Origin of the sequence: Spongiimicrobium sp. 3-5, assembly GCF_046557915.1 — a bacterium.
Lineage (GTDB): Bacteria > Bacteroidota > Bacteroidia > Flavobacteriales > Flavobacteriaceae > JBHEBG01.
On sequence record NZ_JBHEBG010000010.1, the window covers coordinates 1 to 20,908 of the forward strand.

The window sequence follows — 20,908 nt, forward strand, 5'->3', positions numbered from 1 at the left end:
TCCGTCGGAGGAGAAGTACAGTTCGTTGTCCTTGGCAAGGAAGGGGAAAGATTCCCTTCCCTTGGTATTTATTTTTTCCCCCAGATTTTTTGGAATGCCCAGGGAGCCATCTGGGTTTATATCCACGGTATAGATATCCGTAAGGCCCAGGGATCCCGGTCTGTCAGACACAAAGTACAATTTGTCCTCTTTAGGGCTTAAAACGGGGTGCGCGTTGGAATAATCGTCCCCATTTATGGGCAGGTCCTCAACATCGGTCCATTCCCCTTTTTTCCATGTGGCCCGATAGACCTTTAAACGTAGTACGTTTTGTTTGTTTTTGCGTTTAAAGGGTGTTACATTGTTCCTTGTGAAATACATGGTGGTACCATCCTGGGTAAAGACCGCACTGGATTCATGATACTTGGTATTTACATCACCTTTGAGCCTTACAGGGGCCCCTAAAGATCCATCATCATTTATAGAGGCCTCAAATAAATCCAAAAACGATAGTCCGTCCCATGGACTAAGACGTCTCCCAGCTTCGGAAATGTCCTGTGTAGAAGCGAAGATTAGTTTTTTTTCATGAAAAGCGGCCCCGAAATCCACCCCGGTAGAGTTAATATTGGCGGGCTCCATGGTGTATCGTCCGGAGTTCTCCTCAATGATCTTTAAATAGTCTATGGCATTTCCCAAGGTTTCGCTCACTATGCCGTTCTTTTTAATATAGGCATTGAACCAATGAACGGAGAGTTCTTCGTTGCCCAATGCCTTTAATGACTGTGAGTAGCGGAGATAATATATGGGTTCCAAATCTTCCGTCATGGAGAACAATTCCTTGTACCAATGGGAGGCCTCTACATATTTGGCATTGAAATAATAGATGTTCCCCAGCTTCCTGAAGAGTTCCTCGGACCTGTAGCCAGATTCTGCAAGATCAAGATAAATCTCCGAAGCATCGATATAAGCAAGATCGGCATATTTTTTATTGGCACGGTCCAGTTTTACCTCTTGCCCAAAACCGGTAAGGGCAAGGACAAAAAAGAACAAGGTACATAGATATGGAGTTTTTAGATATGTATTCATAATCGGTGTATAAGGTGTTAAAAGAATCTTGGATTTATAGAGTTTCTAACTCTTTTGGTAAACTCAAAGCGCAAGAAGAAATCGTGGGACCCGGAATTGTAGTTCCCCAGTTCGGAGGTATCGTAATCATAGGCATAGCCCAGCATTAAACGATCGTTTATTTGAAAACCGGCCAATGCACTTATCGAAGCATCCAAGCGATAGGAAAGCCCTATTATGAACCTATCGTTGAACAGAAAGTTAGCAGAAGCATCAAAAGCCAAGGGAGCACCCTTTACCGCTTTTGTAAGTATGGCCGGTTTAAATTTAAGTTCTCTATTAATTTCAAGAATATATCCCGCAATCAGGTAGAAGTGTGCTACTTCGGATGCAGTAGAAGATATAGAATCATCATAATGGTCGGTAGACAATATATTTGGAGATGACAATCCAACATACCATCTATCGTCAAAATGGAGGTAAGCACCCAGACCTACATTGGGTGAAAAACGATTCTCAATGTTTTGAGAAAATACTTGTTCACTGGGATCTCTTATGTCCAATTTTCTAAAGTCGACATTTAAAAGGTTCATTCCTCCCTTGAGACCAAAAGACAACTCGGTATTCCTGCTCAGGGAAATGGTATAGGAAAAATCCACGGTTACATTACTTTCAGTGGACGGGCCTATCTCATCATGGATAATGGAAAGGCCGAGGCCCACACCCCTTTCCCCAACCGGACTGTTCACGGAAAAGGCAAGGGATTTGGGAGCCCCGTTCAATCCAACCCATTGGGAACGATAAAGGCTATTGAAGCTTAATACGCCTCTGTTGCCGGCATAAGCAGGGTTTATTGTTGTTGTATTGTACATATATTGGGTGTACTCAGAATCTTGTTGTCCATGGCAAAGGATGGGGAGGCCTATTGCCAATAGGACAAGGAACAAGATTTTTTTATGGTTGTGATAGATTACTTTCATGGTCTTTTTATTTTTATGGATATGGATCACTTGTCGCTCGTTAGGTATAAATAACCGGACTGTTGAATGGTTCGTGATTGACCACTGCCCGTAAATTGATACTGTAATATGTAGAAATAGGTTCCTGTGGGCAGTTTTTCACCCCTGGCGATTGTAAGCCTACCATCTGAATAACCTTTGAATACCTTGTTCAGATTATCGTATCCATTTGCTTCAAATACTTTTATTCCCCAGCGGTTGAAGATTTCAACTTGGTTGTTAGGGAAACAATCGATACCCTCTAACAAGAAGATGTCATTTTGCCCGTTGTTATTGGCAGATACGGCATTGTAGACCGTAAGGGGGCAGGTAAGCTGCAAGGTTTGCGTATGGGAGGTCTCGTTCCCACACTCATCGGTGGCCGTCCATGTCCGTACCAAGGAGTATTGGGAGCTACAATTTCCTGGCACTTCGGTCTCGGTAAAGTCTACGGTAACAGCACCGCAATTGTCCGTGGCCGTAAGTATCGCAACTTCGGGAATGGTATCGCACTCGGCGAAACCGTCCTGTGGTAGCGCTTCTACAAAAACCGGAGCGGTTGTGTCCCCTACGTTTATTGTTTGTACATGTATGGTTTCAATACCGCACTCGTTGGTGGCGGTCCATGTCCTTTCGAGGCTATAATCCGAAGGACAGCTTCCATCGATCCTGGTCTCGGTAAAGGCAACAGTGGCGGTACCACAGTTGTCGGTAGCTGAAAGGGTTTCCGCTACTGGGATCTGGGCATCGCATTCCACGGTGATATCCGCTGGCAATGTCCCCACGAACACGGGGCTTGTGGTATCCTGTACGGTGATGGTCTGTATGTGTACGGTAGTAAGTCCGCACTCATCGGTGGCGGTCCATGTCCTCTCCAGGCTATAATCCGAAGGACAGCTTCCATCGGTCCTGGTTTCGGTAAAGGCAACAGTGGCGGTACCACAGTTATCGGTAGCCGTGAAGGTTTCCGGGGCAGGTACGGCATCGCATTCCACGGTGATGTCCGCTGGCAATGTCCCCACGAACACGGGGTTTGTGGTATCCTGTACGGTGATGTTCTGTGTACATTCCTCTGTATTGAGCACGGTATCCTCACCAAGGTCTCTTATGCCATTGCCATTGGTATCGCCATATTCGGTTATGGTATAGGTACGGACAACGGTGACATTGCAATTTCCGGTATCCGGGCCATTGACGGCGGTAATTTCAATAACACCGCAGGGAATATCCCCAATGCTTCCATCGGCATTGCCCAAGGCCTCGAATTCGGTTTCTGTAAGCGTGGTGGCCGAAGGCAGCTCTTCATAACATTGCACTGTAGTGGCGGGGAAGGTGGGGCAGGTTACCTCAAAGACGCAGCATACCGGCGCCACATCGGCCACTGTAACGGTATTACAGTTGTTGATATCCGTAAAATCTATGCTATAATCCGTTCCCGCGGGTATAGGGTCTGAAGTCCAGGTATTGCCCACAAAGGTACCGGGAGCCCCGTTTCCTGTTGCGCTAAATGGAGGTGCACCGTTTAGCAGCACTGTAAGTACGTAGCTTTGGCCATCCAGGGCACATGAGATAGTCTCCGTACCTGTTTGTGCCAATAGTGCAGTTACGTTAATCTGTGCAGTATCGCTACTGGTACATCCGTTGGCATTGGTAAATTCATAGGTAAGGGTGTGTGTCCCTGTTCCGGCCGTGGCGGGGTCAAAACTGTTGCCCGTTACCCCGGTTCCGCTAAAGACCCCACCGATGGGGTTTGCCAATGTAGTCAAGTCCAAGACATCAGCATCCACACATATATTGGCAGGGTCAGTAAAAGTGACTATGGGCAGGGCGTTTACGGTAATAATCGCTGTAGCAGTGTTGGTACATCCGTTCGTATCGGTAAATTCATAAGTAATAGTATGCGTTCCTACTCCAACAGTAGCCGGGTCAAAGCTATTGCCTGTTACCCCCGGTCCGCTAAATGTTCCGCCAGTTGGGTTTGCCAATATGGTAAGATCCAGGGCACCAGCATCCACACATATACCTGCAGGGGCATCAAAGGTGAGCAGGGGCAAGGCATTCTCTATTAATTGTATTGGTGTGCGTGTAGTACTGGTACAATTGTTGTTTGTATTCCTAGCTTCCGCATAATAGGTTCCGGCGACCGTAGGAGTATAACTTGTATTTCCACTTAACAGCGGAGTACCTCCCGAGGGGGAATCATACCAGTCAACAGTTTCTCCTAGCTCCACGTTTGCTGTTAGCGTAGGGATCGTGGTTCCGGTACAATAACTCTGATCACTCCCACCTATTGGAGCGTTTACTATAGGGCAGTTGCAGTCAGGGGCCATTACTTCCAAGGTACTGTCGCAGCTATTGGCATCGGTAACCGTTATGGTAATATTGGTTGCTGCCGGTACATCCGTAATGGACCAGATGTTCCCTGAGGTGTTGATTACACTGCCTGATGTACTGGTGACCGTTCCTGAGCTTACCGACACATTCAATGAATAGCTAAGCAAGTCTATGGAACATGTAGCAGCATCGGTTACGGAAAGGATAGGTAAATCGTTTACCGTAATAGTGGCTGTTGCGGAGTTGATACATCCGCTTGTATCTGTAAATTCATAAGTAAGGTCGTGTGCTCCCGTTCCGGCTGTGGCTGGGTCAAAGCTGTTGCCCGTTACCCCTGGTCCGCTAAAGGTGCCTCCAACAGGGCTTGCGAATGAAGTCAGGTCTAGGACATCAGCATCTACACATATATCGGTAGGATCCGTAAAGGTGACCACTGGTAGAGCGTTTACGGTAATTTGTGCAGTATCGCTATTGGTACATCCGTTGGTATCTGTAAATTCATAGGTAAGGATATGCGCTCCCGTTCCGGCTGTGGCGGGGTCAAAACTGTTGCCCGTCACCCCTGGTCCGCTGAAGGTACCCCCAATGGGGCTTGCCAATGTAGTTAGGTCCAAGGCATTGGCATCTACACATATATCACTAGGGCCTGTAAAAGTGACTACTGGCAGGGCGTTTACGGTAATGGTGGCTGTTGTGGAGTTGGTACATCCGTTTGTATCGGTAAATTCATAGGTGAGGATGTGTGCTCCCGTTCCGGCAACGGCCGGGTCAAAATTGTTGCCCGTTACACCTGGTCCACTAAAGGTACCCCCAACGGGGCTTGCCAATGTAGTAAGGTCCACGGCATTGGCATCTACACATATATCGGCAGGATCGTTAAAGGAGACCACCGGCAGATCGTTTACGGTAATTATGGCTGTTGCGGAGTTGATACATCCATTGACATCGGTAAATTCATAGGTGAGGTTGTGTACTCCCGTTCCGGCTATGGTAGGGTCAAAACTGTTGCCCGTTACACCAGGTCCACTAAAGGTGCCTCCAACAGGGTTCGCCAATGAAGTTAGGTCCAAGGCATTGGCATCCACACATATGTCCGAAGGATTATCAAAGGTAACCACTGGTAGATCGTTTACTGTAATGGCGACTGTTATGGAGTTGGTACATCCATTGGCATCGGTAAATTCATAGGTAAGGTCGTGAGCTCCCGTTCCGGCTATGGCAGGGTCAAAACTGTTGCCCGTTACACCGGGTCCACTAAAGGTACCCCCAACAGGGTTTGCCAATGTATTTAGGTCCAAGGCATTGGCATCCACGCATATATCGGTAGGGGCGTCAAAAGTAACTACGGGTAGGGGGTTCACTATAAGATCCACAGTTTCGTCTAGCATGGCGGAGGCACATCCATTGCCCGATATCCCTATAGTATAGGTAGTTGTACCGGTAACGAGTTGGTCGGATGGAATTGTGAGAACGAGATCTGCTCCTGTTCCTTCCCCATTTACTTCTGGAGTAAGTGGATTACCGCCCAATAAAAGTTCATAAGTAATCCCAATTTCCGTATCGGCTATGGTTACTGTTGCATCATCACCTTCACAGACCGTGTCTTCAGTAACTTCCAAAGACGTAATGGGTACGGTAATGGTAATGGTGGCAGTGGATGGTGTGGTACCCGAACACAATCTGGCTTTTGCAACATATTCTACTGTATACGTCGTTGTTTGTTGCACTGGGACTATAATGGATGTATCACTCTTGTCCGTGTTTAGGATATTGCCCTGACCATCTTTCCATGTAATGTCAAAAATAAAAGGAGATACATCGTCAATTGTAAGTGTTACTTCCGTACCCGGGCATACCATGTTTTGATCCGGTACTATTACCGGCGAAATAGGCGAAAAAGATAATGCTGCCGCTACCTCACTTCCACCGCATCCGGTAGTTGTTCTTACTATATAATCTCCATCGCTTAACCCTTCAAAAATATGAGACCTTTCCGGACCATTGGGTATAGTAATTTGAGATATCGCATTACCTATAACCATGCCATTTGGTGTGGCATTGAAAAGCTCAAAAGTAATTGGGTAAACAAGATTTGTTAGGCCACTATCCGGAATTTGAGCAAGTATAACCCCGGAAGAAGAATTGTTAAAATCACAAAAAGTACCTGCCGTGTTTACATCAATAGGTTCTGGCTCTTCAATGGTCAGTACATCTGTTATATATTCCCGATCCTCATTGCTAGCTGTTACAGCAGAATATAAAAGATCCCTTTCAGTAGACTCAAAATTAACACTACTGAACCTAATTATGTATTTCCCTGGTGTAAGACCACTAAAAGAACCATTAAGTAAAGAGGATGTGTTTTCATCTGTAAGCAGTAGATTACCCAGTTGACCAGTGCCATCATCTGTCCAAAGTTCAACAATTATATTGTTCATTGGCCTACGAATAGTTCTGGCAACATTAATAGTGTTCATTTCATATTCGATGGTGTTGGAATTTCTACATCCCGGAATTACCCTGAGCATAGGATTATAGCGTGCACGCCGACTATTTGGAATTGTAAATCTTTTTTCTACCGAACTGTTGTTTGCTCGGGAACAATCATCAGAAGCAATTATTTTATATTCGCCAGGAGGTAAATCCCCTATGATGGAATTATTTGTGGTGGTCGTATACACAAGGGGAAACTGAATGGTGTAAGATCCTGCCAGGGTATAGGGTTGGGTTGGGTTAATGGTAATGCTAGACTGGAACGGAACAGGTTCTATACTATAGGTCGTTTCCGAAATGGCCGATACATCCGGTAGTCCGGGGGTGTTAAGAATTTCAAGGCCTACGGTTCCTTCTAGAACAGATTTAGCCACCGTTATAATAATATCGTTCAGAGGATTGGTTTCTTCTTTTGTGTCAAAAACTATCGGATCCGTCGTATGACAATCGTCTTTACCGGAAACCCTGTAACGTCCTCTCCCCGGCAAAATAAAAGGATTGCCTACTGTAACCAAAGGATTATTGCTACCACCACCTAATCTCGCTGTAACATCTTCCCAAACACCAGGGGATGTTTCTTGTTCCACTATTATTTCATTCCGCTCCAGGAACATAGCATAGGTATCTGAAGGTTGCGGATTTGGATTATTCTGAAAAGCAGTGGCCAAGACGTTTAATAAATGGGTTGACATACAGGTAGTTGAGTCAAAACCAACTTGTACATCGATATTCATTAAATTGTTATCAATTGGCAATGTGGTATTACCTCCCGAAAAAGTGGAACATCCATCATTAAAGGACAAGTTGAAATCAACACCGCCGGGTAGTCCTGGTGGGTATTCAAAAACAACATTATTACCGTTTATGTTAGTTAACGTCAAGTTTACTGGCGCGCCCCCATTAATGGCTATGGTAGCATTGCCCGCCTCTTGTATTTTTGCCCTGCCCTCGGCAGAAAAAACCGAAAGCCTGAATAGCACATCATAAAGGTTACAGTCTCTATTGCTCCTTGCAAAATTGGCATTTCGATATAGAGAACTTGCAGTGCTGTTGGGAAGAACAATGGCCTGGTCCCTTTGGTTTAGGTTGCATCCTAAATCCGTTACCCGGTATCCATATGTACCTTCTTCCAGACCTACCGAGAAGATATAGGTTCTATCAGTAATCTCCCCAGAAGACTCGATTAGGCTACCCGAGGTATCCAATAGTTCGTATATAAAATTGGGCCCTGTGCCCCCGCTTGCTATGTTTACGATTATTCCCCCGTCTGTTCCCCCTGGACACGATGGTGAGCTCGTTTCACTATTGAGAATCATAGGTATATAAGTAGTTGGTATAGTCATTAGGGGGAAATCCCTTTCCTCAGAACCCAATATCAACTTTAAGGTATAGCCCTGATCCGGACTGGAAAGAAGATTATCAAATTCTACACTTCCGTTGTCAGGGATATTTTTTATAATTGGCGTGGGATTACCTACTATAGTAAGAATGGCTTGTACTCCTATACAATCCAGATTTCCGGTATATTGTAGGCTAATGACGCCATCGTTTGGGCAAGCTCCCCCATTGACCTCTATATCAAAATCGGTGAGATCGCATTGTGCGTAGGTTAATTGGGCGCTAAAGACTAGTAAAAAAAATAAGATGGTTTGGTGGTTAAAGCATAATCTTTTTTTCATACTGCATGGGGTTATGTTAAAACTAAATGCTGCATTATTAAGTATTGGAGGTAATTCCTTGCTGAGGAATCACCTAAGAAACTTGCTCTTTAGTATTTAGACCCCTTTTTTTATTTAGGTAACTAAAAAAATAAAATGAGTGCTTCAATTGCTTGTTGTTAAAAGCTGTTTTTGTGCAATTTTTAAAGGAAAGACCGAAACATATCAATGGGTAAAAGATCAATTTTGTGTTGTTGTGTTTTGCTGGCAGTTTACGGTACAATACACATGATATTCGCTATTAGCCCGGTAAAGCAACGAAAGAAAATAAGTAAGGATATAGAAGTGCCAATGATTGGGAATACAAGTTGGTGAGGATAAAAAAAATCCGGTCTATGGTTACTAAAAAAAAAAATCCGGTCTAAACAATATAAGGAGGTCTATATGATATTAAAAAGCTATCACATGGAATGCGAATTCTAAAAATATGAACAATTGATTTATCAAAATGCTAGATAATGAACGAGTTAAAATATTATGTCGGCACTGGGATTAAGTTTTTTATTAATCTTAAAGGTAAGTCTGTATGGGAGAAAAGAAGTTTAACGGGAATTACATACATTAATTCAGAGGTTACCATATGGTTTGACGAGGTAGGTTATTCTAGTGAAAGGTTCGACTTTAAGCCCATTTTAAAACCGCTAACAGAATTAAAACAGTTTCTTACCGGTTTGGAGAAAGTTGGTGCCGATCCAACTTTTTTTTCTACTAGCCAAATGGCGGCTGACCTGCAGTCCATTTCTAATGGCGGTATAACAGATCGCAACCATTATAAAACGAACGTTTTCCTTTTTTTGATAAAAGGGCAATATGATGTTTTTGGCCTTATCGAAAAAGGTTTGGCCATTAGTAGTTTAGATATAGAAGATGAACCTTCGGACAGTTTATAGAATTAATAGACAAAAGAATGCACTAACGAAGTGCAGTTAAATTTATATAACGGTTATCAAGACAACGAATCGCCTTTCCTATCATTGGGGTGACTGTGTCTGGGCGAGGGAGGGAAATATTTTCCGCCCTCCTTGTTGTCTTGATATACTAATCAACAGAGAAATGGTTAAGTTAAGACCAACGGTTTACCTTGCTTAAAAGAACAATGCTCCATACTTTTTTCATAAGTGGGCAACCAGAACCATCAACGAACATTTACCTGCCAAATACCCGATACCTTTATCTATAGGGACCAAAGAGTACCATAAAAAAGACCGTGGGTAAACATTTCTTCAACCCTTGGCATACTCCGCGGATAATCCGCGAAATAAGCTTATATAACACTACACATCTTTTATTATTTCCCTTAAAAAACGGAGGATGATTGGGTCAAACCTGTATTGGATATACCCCCGACCAATAGATTATAAAGTGCATAATCCGTTTTTTGAGGGATAATGACCCATTAGCAAATGAGACCTACCGTTTGCTTAACGCGAAGTATATCAAGGAGATACCCTTATTAATTTTGGTGAGGAGTTAACCTGGGATAATCAGAATTTTTAAATGAATTCCCTTAGAAAAAAGCATGTGGCTCCTTTGTTTTAATCGACTCTCGTTAAAAGCTATTCTTTGGATGAGTCATAGTTTTAGGCAAATACCTTTTGTTTCAAAAGAACAATGGGTTGCCTCTTAACAGAAATTGAGTTGGATAGATGTATTGTAGCATGCATTCCACAGTGCGAATAAAACAAAAACTACCAATAAAAACCCAAATACTTATACCATGAAATACTTTTTATTAATACTACTATTATGCCCTTTTCTTACACAGGCCCAATGGAGCCAGGCAGGACAGGACTTGCTCGGGGAAACCATAGTTGAAGTGTTTGGATCCTCAACTAGCATTAACGCGGACGGATCCGTGGTTGCTATTGGAGCTCCAAGCGATTCGGGGCCTGGGACCGTACGAGTCTACAGAAGAAACTCTGTAGGTAATTGGGACCAAGTGGGTCAAGATCTAAATGGGGAAGGAGGTTCGGATATTTCTGGAAGTGCTATAAGCCTTAGTGCAGATGGGTCCATGATAGCTATCGGTGCTGCCAGAAATGATGGGAATGGCATAGATTCTGGTCATGTAAGGATATTTAGAAATATATCGGGCACATGGCATCAGATTGGCCAGGATATTGATGGAGAAAGTGCGGGCAGCCTTTTTGGCACTTGGGTAAGTCTCAGCGCGGATGGAGCTATAGTGGCCATCGGAGGACCCGGTAATGATGGGAATGGCATAGATTCTGGTCACGTAAAGATATTTCGAAGGAATGCCCTGGATGTTTGGGAACAATTGGGCCAGGATATAGATGGAGAAATAGGATTTGATCAGTTAGGAATTTATGTAAGTCTTAGCGCAGATGGATCTACCTTGGCCACTTCCAGTCTTAGTTCCAATGACGCAAATGGCTTTAGTGGGGTAAGGGTGTTCGGAAGAACAAGTTCTGATAATTGGGAGCAACTAGGCCAGACTTTGTATGCCGAAAGGACCGATATTGTCTCTGGCAGTGTTACTAGTCTCAGTGCAGACGGGTCCATTCTAGCTATTGGAAATAGTGGAAACTCGGATAACGGTTCTCTAGCGGGCCATACACGGGTATTTCAAAGAAATGCCCTAGATATATGGGAGCAAATAGGTGAAGATTTGGATGGAGAAGCTGCCGGAGATCTCTCGGGTATTTCAGTAAGCCTAAGTGAAGATGGATCTATTGTAGCGATTGGTGCTTTTGGTAACTCGGGTAATGGCAATGCCGCTGGCCATGTTCGTGTATATAGGAACGCATTGGGCACCTGGGAACAGCTAGGAGAGGATATAGACGGCGAGTCCGAATCCGATCAGTCGGGCTTTTCGGTAAGCATAAATAACAACGGTTCTATAGTAGTTATTGGCTCACCTGGTAGTAGTAAAGCCACATTTTTATCCGGTAGGGCAGCAGTATTTGCCTTTTGTGATTTAGCGGATACACCAACCTTGTCTGCCTCACCGCAGACCATATGCCCAGCGGATTTGGCTACACTTACCATTAATGGTAATCTTAATAGCGCTGATCAATGGTATATTTACTCGGGGTCTTGTGGCGGTACCTTGGTGGGTACTAGCGCCAATGGGGATTTTCAGGTAAATCCATCTACCACCACCACCTATTTTGTGCGAGGAGAAGGAGATGGATGTATAGGGAGTTGTAATGCAATAACCATAACCGTGAACGCGGCTAACATAAGTTGCCCCGGTGATATTCTGGTACAAGCGGATGCCAATAGCTGTTCGGCAACCAATGTTACGTTGGGAACACCTAATACCAATGGTTGTTCTTCACTCAACATAATCAATGATGCTCCCACAGAATTTCCGTTAGGGGAGACACTGGTTACTTGGACCGCTACCGATACCACTGGGAACACCACAATATGTACACAAAAAGTAATCGTAGAAGACAATAGTACTTTTACGATCACCTGCCAAGATAATGTAACCGTACAAACAGATATAGGCGGCTGCACTGCTACCAATGTTGTTCTAGAAACACCGGTGGCCACTACTGGATGTTCCATGACCGCAGTGGCAAATGATGCCCCCACAGAATTTCCCTTGGGAGAGACACTGGTTACTTGGACCGCAACCGATACTTCGGGGAACGTCGCAATATGTACACAAAAAGTAATCGTAGAAGACAATAGTACTTTTACGATCACCTGCCCAGATGATGTAACCGCACAAACGGATATAGGAGGCTGCACCGCTACCAATGTTGTTCTAGAAACACCGGCGGCCACTACTGGATGTTCCATGACCGTAGTGACAAATGATGCTCCCACAGAATTTCCCTTGGGGGAAACTTTGGTTACTTGGACCGCTACCGATACCTCTGGGAACACCGCAACATGTGTACAAACGGTTACCGTAGAAGACGTTCAGATGCCCATGGTAATAACCCGGGATATAACTGTAGCATTGGATGCAGAAGGGCTGGCAGAACTTACTGTAGATGACATTGACAATGGAAGTAGTGATAATTGTGGGATTTCCGATAGATTCTTGGACAAAAGTACTTTCAATTGCCCACCTCTGGGTACAGAAACCGTGACCCTTACCATAACTGATATCAATGGCAATATCTCCACCGATACCGCTGTGGTCACCTTTACGGCCCCAGATGAAAATCTAGATGGAATAGCCGATATGTGCGCAAATGAAACCCTTGTTTTAATGGAGCCCCAGCGAGGAGTTTCCCCCAACTCGGATAACATTAACGATACTTGGTTAATTAAAAATATTATGGACTACCCTCAAGCGCAGATACGAGTATTTGACAGAAAGGGAAAAGAGGTGTTCCGAACTAAAAATTACCAAAACGACTGGGGTGGCACACATGGCACAGATGGGTCGTTATTACCCGTAGACGCTTACTACTATGCTATTGACGCTTTTGGAGATAACCGCACTGTTGTGTCGGGATGGCTCTACATTAACTATTAATCTACCATATAAAATGATGACACAATATAAACTAATAGCACTGGCTTTTTTTCTAATACAAACCATGGCCATGTTCGCTCAATCAGAACCTCAGTACGCCTTGTACAGGCATAATATGAGTTTTTTTAACCCTGCCCTTGTTGGAATTAATGATCAGATTGAGTTTAAGCTCAATTTTAGGAGTCAGTTTGTGGGTATAGAGGATGCACCAGAGACACAAAGTTTTTATTTGGGTATTCCGGTAAATGACAAAATTGGACTGGGCCTTACAACCATTGTGGACAAGGTTTTTATTGAACGTACTACTTCTATATTTGCCGGATTCTCATATAAGATTAGACTGGGCCTTAATTACGATAACCCTACCTATCTTCATTTTGGCGTACAGGGCGGTGGTCGTTTTAACAACGCGGATTTTAATAAATTACAACTGCCCACAGATCCTTTGTTTTCAAGAAACGTAAACAGTTTCAACCCCAATATTGGAGCTGGTCTTTACCTAAAGCATAAAGATTATTACGTTTCGCTTTCCATTCCAAAACTGTTGACAACCGATAGGTTGGAAGATCAAAATGAGATTGTTACCGTTGCCGACAACCGGTTACAGACTTACCTAGGTGGCGGGGGGTATGTTTCTTTGAATAATACTATGGTATTTATACCATCTTCCCAAGTACAATTCTCCAATACGGAAACCACGGTAGACCTAACCGGTACCCTTAAGGTTATAAATACTTACGACGCTTTTTTGGAGAGCTTCGAAATAGGTATCAACTATAGAGTGAATAGGGCTTTTGGGGGATTGTTGTATTTACACATAAAGGAATGGCTTGAACTGGGCTACGCTTATGAAGCTTTCACAAGTAATATCAATCTATTTGAAAAAGGCACCCATGAAATAGGGCTTGTTTTTAAGCTCTAACCTATGATTCACATGATTTAAAAAAAATCAATTCTGTAGTGTTTTTAACCCAACATGATCTTTTTGCATGGACAAATAACCGTTCGTCAAAAAAAGAGATAAAGGGACCGGCAACCCCAATAGTCAGTTTTTCCTAATAAAAAGAACCTCGATTAAATTATAAATAAGGGGTTACCTCATCTAAAAAGCCGGTCTAAATATACATAGAACCAATCTAAAAATTAAAATTGGAAACTGATGGAACATTCCATGAGCTTACAGATGAGCAACTCGTTCAAAAAATTGTTGAGATGAATGATACCTTGTTATTTGGCCAACTATACGATAGGTATGTAAAGATTATCTATAACAAATGTTATAGTTTTTCCAAATCAAAGGACGAAGCGGAAGATTTAACACAAGACGTGTTTCTTAAATTATTTCTTAAGCTGAACACCTTTAAAGGAAGGTCCAAATTTGCTACTTGGTTTTATTCATTTACATATAATTTTTGTGTGAACTATGTAAGCAAGAAGAAGGTGGTTAAGACCGATGGAGGCATATATGAAGGATGTTTAGACTCGGTTGGAGAACCAGAGTACCTTCCGCTACAAGAATCCGAAGAGGAGCTTATGCAAATTAAGTCTACCAAATTGAAAAATGCGTTAGAGCTTATAGATCCGGAAGACAAATCAATATTATTGCTTAAATATCAGGACGATGTAACTGTTAAGGAGTTGGAAACACTTTTGGGAATAACCGAAGGAGCCGTAAAAATGAGACTGAGGAGAGCAAGAAGTAAGGTATTAAGAGCATATTACAAATTGGTATAAATGACTGGAAAAGGAAAGAATCCATTTAAAGAAATGGAAAGATCGTTATTGGAGGTTCCGCCTGGATTGAAAAAAAAGGTGATGAAAAATATAGCAATGGCCAAACTTGTAATGGATATGGCTTCACTTTTTTCTACCAATTATTCATCGGCCCTTGAAAATTTATTCAAAACAAGAAAATAATAGAACAATGGAAGAAATTAATAAATGGAAAGTACTAACCTTTGAATCCCTTAAGGAAATGGTCGATGGTATTGCTGCTGTTCTTCCAAATATCATTGGAGCAATAGTAATTTTAATTTTGGGATGGTTAATTACACAAGTAATTGGTTTTCTGCTTAAAAGGGTTTTAAAACTTTCTCGTGTAGACCGGCTTACAGACAAGATCAATGCAATAAATCTGTTTAAAAAGACCGATTTAAAATTTAAACTATCCAAGGTAATTGTAAGTTTTGTAAAGTGGATTCTGTTTTTGGTATTCTTAATCATTGCCTCCGATATAATGAATTGGCATATCGTATCAAAAGAAATTGGAAATCTGGTACAATATTTACCAAAACTCTTCAGTGCCGTCGCCTTATTTATGATAGGGTTATATATAGCGGACTTTATCAAAAAAGGTATAAACGGCCTTTTTGAATCCTTTGATTTAAGTGGTTCTAAAATAATAGGCAATGTGGTATTTTATTTTATCGTTGTTTTAATCACTATTACCGCATTAAATCAGGCAGGTGTTGATACTTCCGTCGTTACCAGTAATTTTTCCATTGTACTGGGAGCTTTTCTTTTGGCCATATCCATTGGGTTTGGTTTAGGCTCTAAAGATGTAATTGGGGATCTTTTAAGGATGTATTATGCCCGAAAAAATTATGAAATAGGGGATAAAGTGAAAATAAATGGTTCCGAAGGAGTTATAAAAATGATAGATAATATTTCCCTTACGTTAACCACGGAAAAAGGAAAAATAATTATCCCTATAAAAGATGTAGTACAAAGCGAGGTAGAGGTTACATCATAATTTGCGATTGCATGCAATTGGAAAACTAAATTAAAACCCATGATTAAACAGTGTAACGTGTGTGATAGGAATGTAACTCCTGGAAAAAAATTCAATTGGCTTTTGTTCATTTTTTTATGTGGAATATTTTACGTCCCTTTTTACTTACTAGCTTCAAAAACATGTCCAATTTGTGGAAGTAGATCTTTCTCAAAAGCCAGAGTTAAATAATGCATAAAAGACAAATAAGATGGTCCATGTTGTTCTCACACCATCCACCATCCCAATATTGTAGAACCTATAGTATTTTGGGAATTAGAGTTTGCGCAAGATGTACAGGATTAGTTTTGGGAATAACGGTCGGAATAGTCGCCAATACGCTTATTGAGTATTATATAATGTTTTTATTACCATTTCCTACGTTCCTAAACTTTATGCTGCAAGAACTAAAAATTATTCCAAGTTTGAATAAACTGAAAACAGTTCTGACAATGCCGTTGGGTGTTTTTCTTTTAAATACGTTTAAGTTGCTTTTTACAGATTATAAACTGGGAATTTTCTTATTGACGTATTTGGTTTCTGTTCAATTTTTCGCCGCGTACCTGCTATTCAAAGCCGGAGCATTGGAAAAAATGGTAACTGAATATGAAAAAGGAATGTATAAATAAAACTTTATATACCAATGTCCATAGTAGCTAAAGATTAAGACTCATTGTTTTGAGACCTTAGATAATTGCTACGTACGATCTTTGCTGTTTTGTGTTCCCCTGAATGATGCCACCCGGGAGGCATAAATAAGTACTTCAACTTATTTATGATTCCGGGGGCTTTCATTACATCTTTGGCCAGTGCAACAATTTCTCCAAAATAAACATCCATAAAGTTTCCCGAATTCATTTCGCGCGTAATCCCATATTCAATGGCAACATCGTACTGTTCATCTTGATAGGTGCCAAAAACCCTGTCCCAGATGTTGAGCAGATTACAAAAATTGGTATCCATGTACAATGGATTGCGTGCATGGTGAACCCTATGATGGGAGGGTGTTAATATAAGTTTGTTTAGAAAGCCCAATCTTCCATTCTTGATGAGGTTTTCCCCAACATGGATAAAAGCACCGTAAGTACCATCTATAAACATGATCAAAAATAACAACTCTGGTTGTACCCCCAATAGAATGCAAACTGTGGTCCTTATAGTATCCGCATAAGGGGCTTCTAGAAAGAAGTGGGCGTAGGTAACCGAAAGATTCATATCCTCCGGTGCATGATGAGTGGAATGTAGACACCAAAACAATCTTACCTTATGGCCCCAATAATGATATAAAAAATGCCCAAACTCCCAAACAATATATCCATATATAAACCAATACCAAGTAAGACTGGTCTGGAAAGGGGCATACCTTTGAAAGAGCCCAATGCAAAAAGCTACCATGGCTATGGCTATAAACCTACCCACAAACCTATTGAAGATATAAATGAGGAAATTTACCTTATAGACCTTGGTTTGAGGTTTTTTATAGAGCAACCCCATAATAAGCTCTAAAAGAACAAGAAGGGGAATAATTGGATAAATAAGGGATATAATGCCATCATAGGTGGTAAAGGCACTGTAATCTCCCGTTTTTAGAATTTCCAAGACCTGCGTTATTCCTAAAAAGCCAATGATTTCATTATAAAGTGTTTCCAAAATTTCCATACGGTGGGTAATTTAATCGATGTAAAGAAAGTAAGTAACAAAATGAAAGTGTATTTGTCCAAGAAATTCGACCAGCGACATCCACGTGCTACGGAATATCACATAAACGTAGGTCAGCGCCAATGTGCATAAGGGCTTTGGTCTGCGTGTTAACCTCCAAAAACACAAATGGTTTGGCCTCAATATAACCTATTTCTGAATGCTTCTTTTTATATCCGCGCCCCCTTTCCTTTGGAGTTTACATTTCCATGTTTTATATTTTTTGGCTATCTAAAATGCAGATTTACAACATTTTACCAATATCGATAAAACCATACCCTTTATCCCAAAACAAGATTTTAAACGATAATAACCTTGACCACAACGTCTAATTTTTGATAGAATAGGGGTTGCATTTTTCTTTGCAAGAGAATTTAAAACCCAACTCTTATCCTATAGCAATCAATTCTTTATGAACCACTTGGCCAAGCGTAAATTTACTCAGTTAGCTTTTTTACAGTAATAAATGGTCTTGCAATTCATTAGAGTTTGGATTTGGGAACTGCCTTAAACCAAAGCCCATGAGAAACAAAACTACCTATTCAATTAAAAAACCGATTCTTTTTATGTTGCTGTTGATTTCAATGGCATCTTTTGGTCAAGTAAAGGAAGCTTTTACACCAAGGTATTCGGAGACTGTTAATGGTGACATAACCATTATTGCCAACAACGTACTTTCGCGTCATGCCACAAATGCATATACGGGTGCCCATGGCAATCACGATTTTTACAATAATGTATTTGTAGATATCGATTTTGATTCAAGCACCTTTAACTCAAGTAGCGCAAACTTTACAAACCCCGAACCGGGGGTATCCTGTTTAAATTTCAAAAAGGTATACTTGTATTGGGCCGCAGCGGATAAGGAGTACGATGATGATACCGGTACAGGTGAACCAGAACCCAATTGGAACTACAATCAGGTTAAATTGATGCTTCCCGGCCAATCTAGCTATAATACTGTCAGCGCGGATGAAGTAATATATAGAGGTAGGAGCGAACATTTTATAAACGATCCTTACGTTTGTGTAAAAGATATAACCACGGAAGTGGAGGCCCTGGCAAATCCCTACGGAAAATTTCAAATCGCCAATGTAAAAGCTACTGAAGGGGATTTATATTCCCATGGAGGCGCACATACAGGTACTTCAGGTGGATGGCAAATCGTATTTATATATGAGAGTACCGAACTAATCGGGAAAAATGTGACCATTTTTGATGGGTATGTTCACATTTCAGAAGACGATGGCGAGGTAGAATTTGATTTTAGTGGTTTTCAAACAGTACCGAACGGAAATGTAAATGCAGATATCGTTTTGGGTTCTTTGGAGGGTGACCGTGACATTAGTGGCGATCAGTTGCAGATCTTCGATACCAATAGTACATGGTCTAACCTTTCTACGGGTATAAGAAATGAAAACAACTTCTTTAACAGCAGAATCACCAAAAATAACCTTGACTTTGTAGACAGAAACCCTGCCAGTACCAATACCTTAGGGTTTGATGCTGCGGTTTTTGATTTAAACAATACCGGCAATAAGTTTATTGGCAACAACCAGACTTCAGCAAGACTTAAAATAACCTCCGACCAAGAAACTTACGGTGTGTATCTATTGGGTCTAAGTGTTGAAGTGTACGAACCTAGTTTGGGAGCTTTAAATTTTACATCTTCCTCATCCGGAGGAGGCTTCAACCCAGGTGATAATGTACAAATGACTTTAAGTATAGAAAATTCTGGTAACGATGATATCCAAGATCTAGAAATTTTTACCACGCTTCCTGTAGAGGTCGATTTTGTGGATACCGAGACTTTGCCATCCGGAGTAACACACAGTTTTAATACGACCACAAGAGAATTACGGTTTTTTGTGCCCAATGGAAATACAGATGTTGGCGACCCTTTATATACGTTGGATTTCAATGTACAGGTAAAGGATCAATGTTACTTTTTGGAAACAGCTTGCTCGGCCAATTTTGCCATGCAGGCCACCGCCAGTTTTAGAGGTGTAACCAATACCAATCCGGTAACCACCAACAGTTCTGGCACAACAGATGATTGTGGGATTGGGAACCATGATGCTACTGTTGTAGATATCAACGAGCCAAACCAAGTTAACTGGACCACGACCCCCAACGAATTGGATAGCACCATTTCTTGTGATGATACCACCGCTCTGAATGCGGCCCTGGCATTGGAGCCACAAACCGAATTCTGTAATTTTACCTTGAACAAGGTGGCCGGAAGTTTTGTTCCAAATCCCGGTTGCGATAGTGAAGGTACCTATACCAACACTTTTACATTTACAGATGCCTGTGGTAGGGTTAGTGACACATTTACACAGGTAATTACCATAGAAGACACTACGGCACCTACTTTCAATGAAGCTTTACCTCAAAATACGGTAGCAGCTTATGATAACATTCCCAGTGCCGAAACTTTAACGGCTTCCGACAATTGTGATACCAATGCTTCCGTAAATCTTAATGAAAGCTATATTGGGGACAATACAAGTACTACGTATATCATAGTACGCACATGGACGGCTTCGGATTGTGCCGGAAACCAAACGCCACACGAACAAAGGATATATGTTACAGAAAATGGAGATCCCATTGGATTGGTGATCAACGATATCAATAGCGATGAAGATGCCGGTACGGCCATATTTGAGGTTACACTTACAGGGGAAACCACAGCTAATTTCACATTGGACTATATTGGTGCTAACGTTACTGCCATTGCTCCTAATGACTATACCCTTGCCGGAGGTTCCTTGGGCTTTAACGGTACCCATGGTGAAACTCAAAATATAACGGTTACTATCAATGATGATACGGTTATTGAGGATACCGAAGAATATACAGTGGAGTTAAGCAATCTGTCAACCAACGAAATTCCGATCAATGATGGTTCGGGTCTTGGAACTATTTTGGACAATGATGCTGCTTCAATAAGTATTAATGATTTAAGTATCGATGAAGATGCTGGTACGATTAACCTTCAGGTTACCTTGAGCGGTGCTGTAGAAGAATCTTTTACTGTAGATTTTGCAACGGCAGATGGTACAGCTTTAGCTGGAAGTGATTACGTTAGCGATAGTGGGCAGGTTACCTTCCCACCAAATTCCACAGATGGTAGTACGCAGAATATTGCACTGACCATTACGGATGACAACTTTATTGAGCCAACCGAAGATTTTGTGGTTAATCTAAGTAATATCAATGCCACAGGAGCTATTACTATTGCCGATAGCCAAGGTACTGTAACGATCACGGACAACGACGGTGGCGCCGGCAACGGCATCTCGTTCGATTCCAATGACGTGACTGTGGACGAGGGCGCGGGCACGGCCACCTTCCGTGTACGCCTTACGGGCAACGTACAGGGGGG

11 protein-coding genes and 1 pseudogene are annotated in these 20,908 nt (G+C 41.9%); 8 read left to right on the forward strand and 4 right to left on the reverse strand.

Annotated elements, in window-relative coordinates; genetic code table 11:
• The 3 genes and pseudogenes from ACEQ81_RS18460 to ACEQ81_RS18470 all read right to left on the reverse strand — a co-directional run.
• A pseudogene (locus ACEQ81_RS18460) lies at nt 1-1,065 on the reverse strand (hypothetical protein); the annotation flags it as partial.
• 17 nt (nt 1,066-1,082) lie between these two features.
• The gene (locus ACEQ81_RS18465; RefSeq protein WP_411032404.1) at nt 1,083-2,024 is read right to left on the reverse strand and encodes a type IX secretion system membrane protein PorP/SprF; all 942 of its coding nucleotides are present in this window, start codon (nt 2,022-2,024) and stop codon (nt 1,083-1,085) included.
• A gap of 26 nt (nt 2,025-2,050) precedes the next feature.
• The gene (locus ACEQ81_RS18470) at nt 2,051-8,548 is read right to left on the reverse strand and encodes a gliding motility-associated C-terminal domain-containing protein (RefSeq protein WP_411032405.1); all 6,498 of its coding nucleotides are present in this window, start codon (nt 8,546-8,548) and stop codon (nt 2,051-2,053) included.
• A 497-nt stretch (nt 8,549-9,045) separates the two neighbouring features.
• On the opposite strand from ACEQ81_RS18470, the gene ACEQ81_RS18475 reads away from it, so the two are divergent.
• The 7 genes from ACEQ81_RS18475 to ACEQ81_RS18505 all read left to right on the forward strand — a co-directional run bounded on the left by ACEQ81_RS18475 (nt 9,046) and on the right by ACEQ81_RS18505 (nt 16,448).
• Nucleotides 9,046-9,477 (forward strand): hypothetical protein, encoded by a 432-nt coding sequence (locus ACEQ81_RS18475; RefSeq protein WP_411032406.1) that lies wholly within the window; start codon nt 9,046-9,048, stop codon nt 9,475-9,477.
• Between the two features lie 827 nt (nt 9,478-10,304).
• The gene (locus tag ACEQ81_RS18480) at nt 10,305-13,049 is read left to right on the forward strand and encodes a gliding motility-associated C-terminal domain-containing protein (protein WP_411032407.1); all 2,745 of its coding nucleotides are present in this window, start codon (nt 10,305-10,307) and stop codon (nt 13,047-13,049) included.
• Nucleotides 13,050-13,062: 13 nt separating this feature from the next.
• A complete protein-coding gene (locus ACEQ81_RS18485) occupies nt 13,063-13,971 on the forward strand; it encodes a PorP/SprF family type IX secretion system membrane protein (RefSeq protein WP_411032408.1) in 909 nt (302 codons plus the stop codon).
• 227 nt (nt 13,972-14,198) lie between these two features.
• Nucleotides 14,199-14,783, forward strand: a complete 585-nt coding sequence (locus ACEQ81_RS18490) for an RNA polymerase sigma factor (protein ID WP_411032409.1) — start codon at nt 14,199-14,201, stop codon at nt 14,781-14,783.
• Complete coding sequence (locus ACEQ81_RS18495) at nt 14,784-14,966, forward strand: hypothetical protein (RefSeq protein WP_411032410.1); 183 nt, start codon at nt 14,784-14,786, stop codon at nt 14,964-14,966.
• Nucleotides 14,967-14,973: 7 nt separating this feature from the next.
• The gene (locus ACEQ81_RS18500) at nt 14,974-15,801 is read left to right on the forward strand and encodes a mechanosensitive ion channel family protein (RefSeq protein ID WP_411032411.1); all 828 of its coding nucleotides are present in this window, start codon (nt 14,974-14,976) and stop codon (nt 15,799-15,801) included.
• A gap of 236 nt (nt 15,802-16,037) precedes the next feature.
• A complete protein-coding gene (locus ACEQ81_RS18505; RefSeq protein ID WP_411032414.1) occupies nt 16,038-16,448 on the forward strand; it encodes a DUF2085 domain-containing protein in 411 nt (136 codons plus the stop codon).
• Between the two features lie 34 nt (nt 16,449-16,482).
• On the opposite strand, the gene ACEQ81_RS18510 is transcribed toward ACEQ81_RS18505, so the two are convergent.
• Nucleotides 16,483-17,478: a sterol desaturase family protein gene (locus tag ACEQ81_RS18510; RefSeq protein ID WP_411032412.1), complete on the reverse strand. Its 996-nt coding sequence runs from the start codon at nt 17,476-17,478 to the stop codon at nt 16,483-16,485.
• Nucleotides 17,479-18,038: 560 nt separating this feature from the next.
• Between ACEQ81_RS18510 and ACEQ81_RS18515 the strand changes: the two genes are divergently transcribed.
• On the forward strand, nt 18,039-20,908 hold a 2,870-nt coding region (locus ACEQ81_RS18515), incomplete at its 3' end, for a Calx-beta domain-containing protein (protein WP_411032413.1).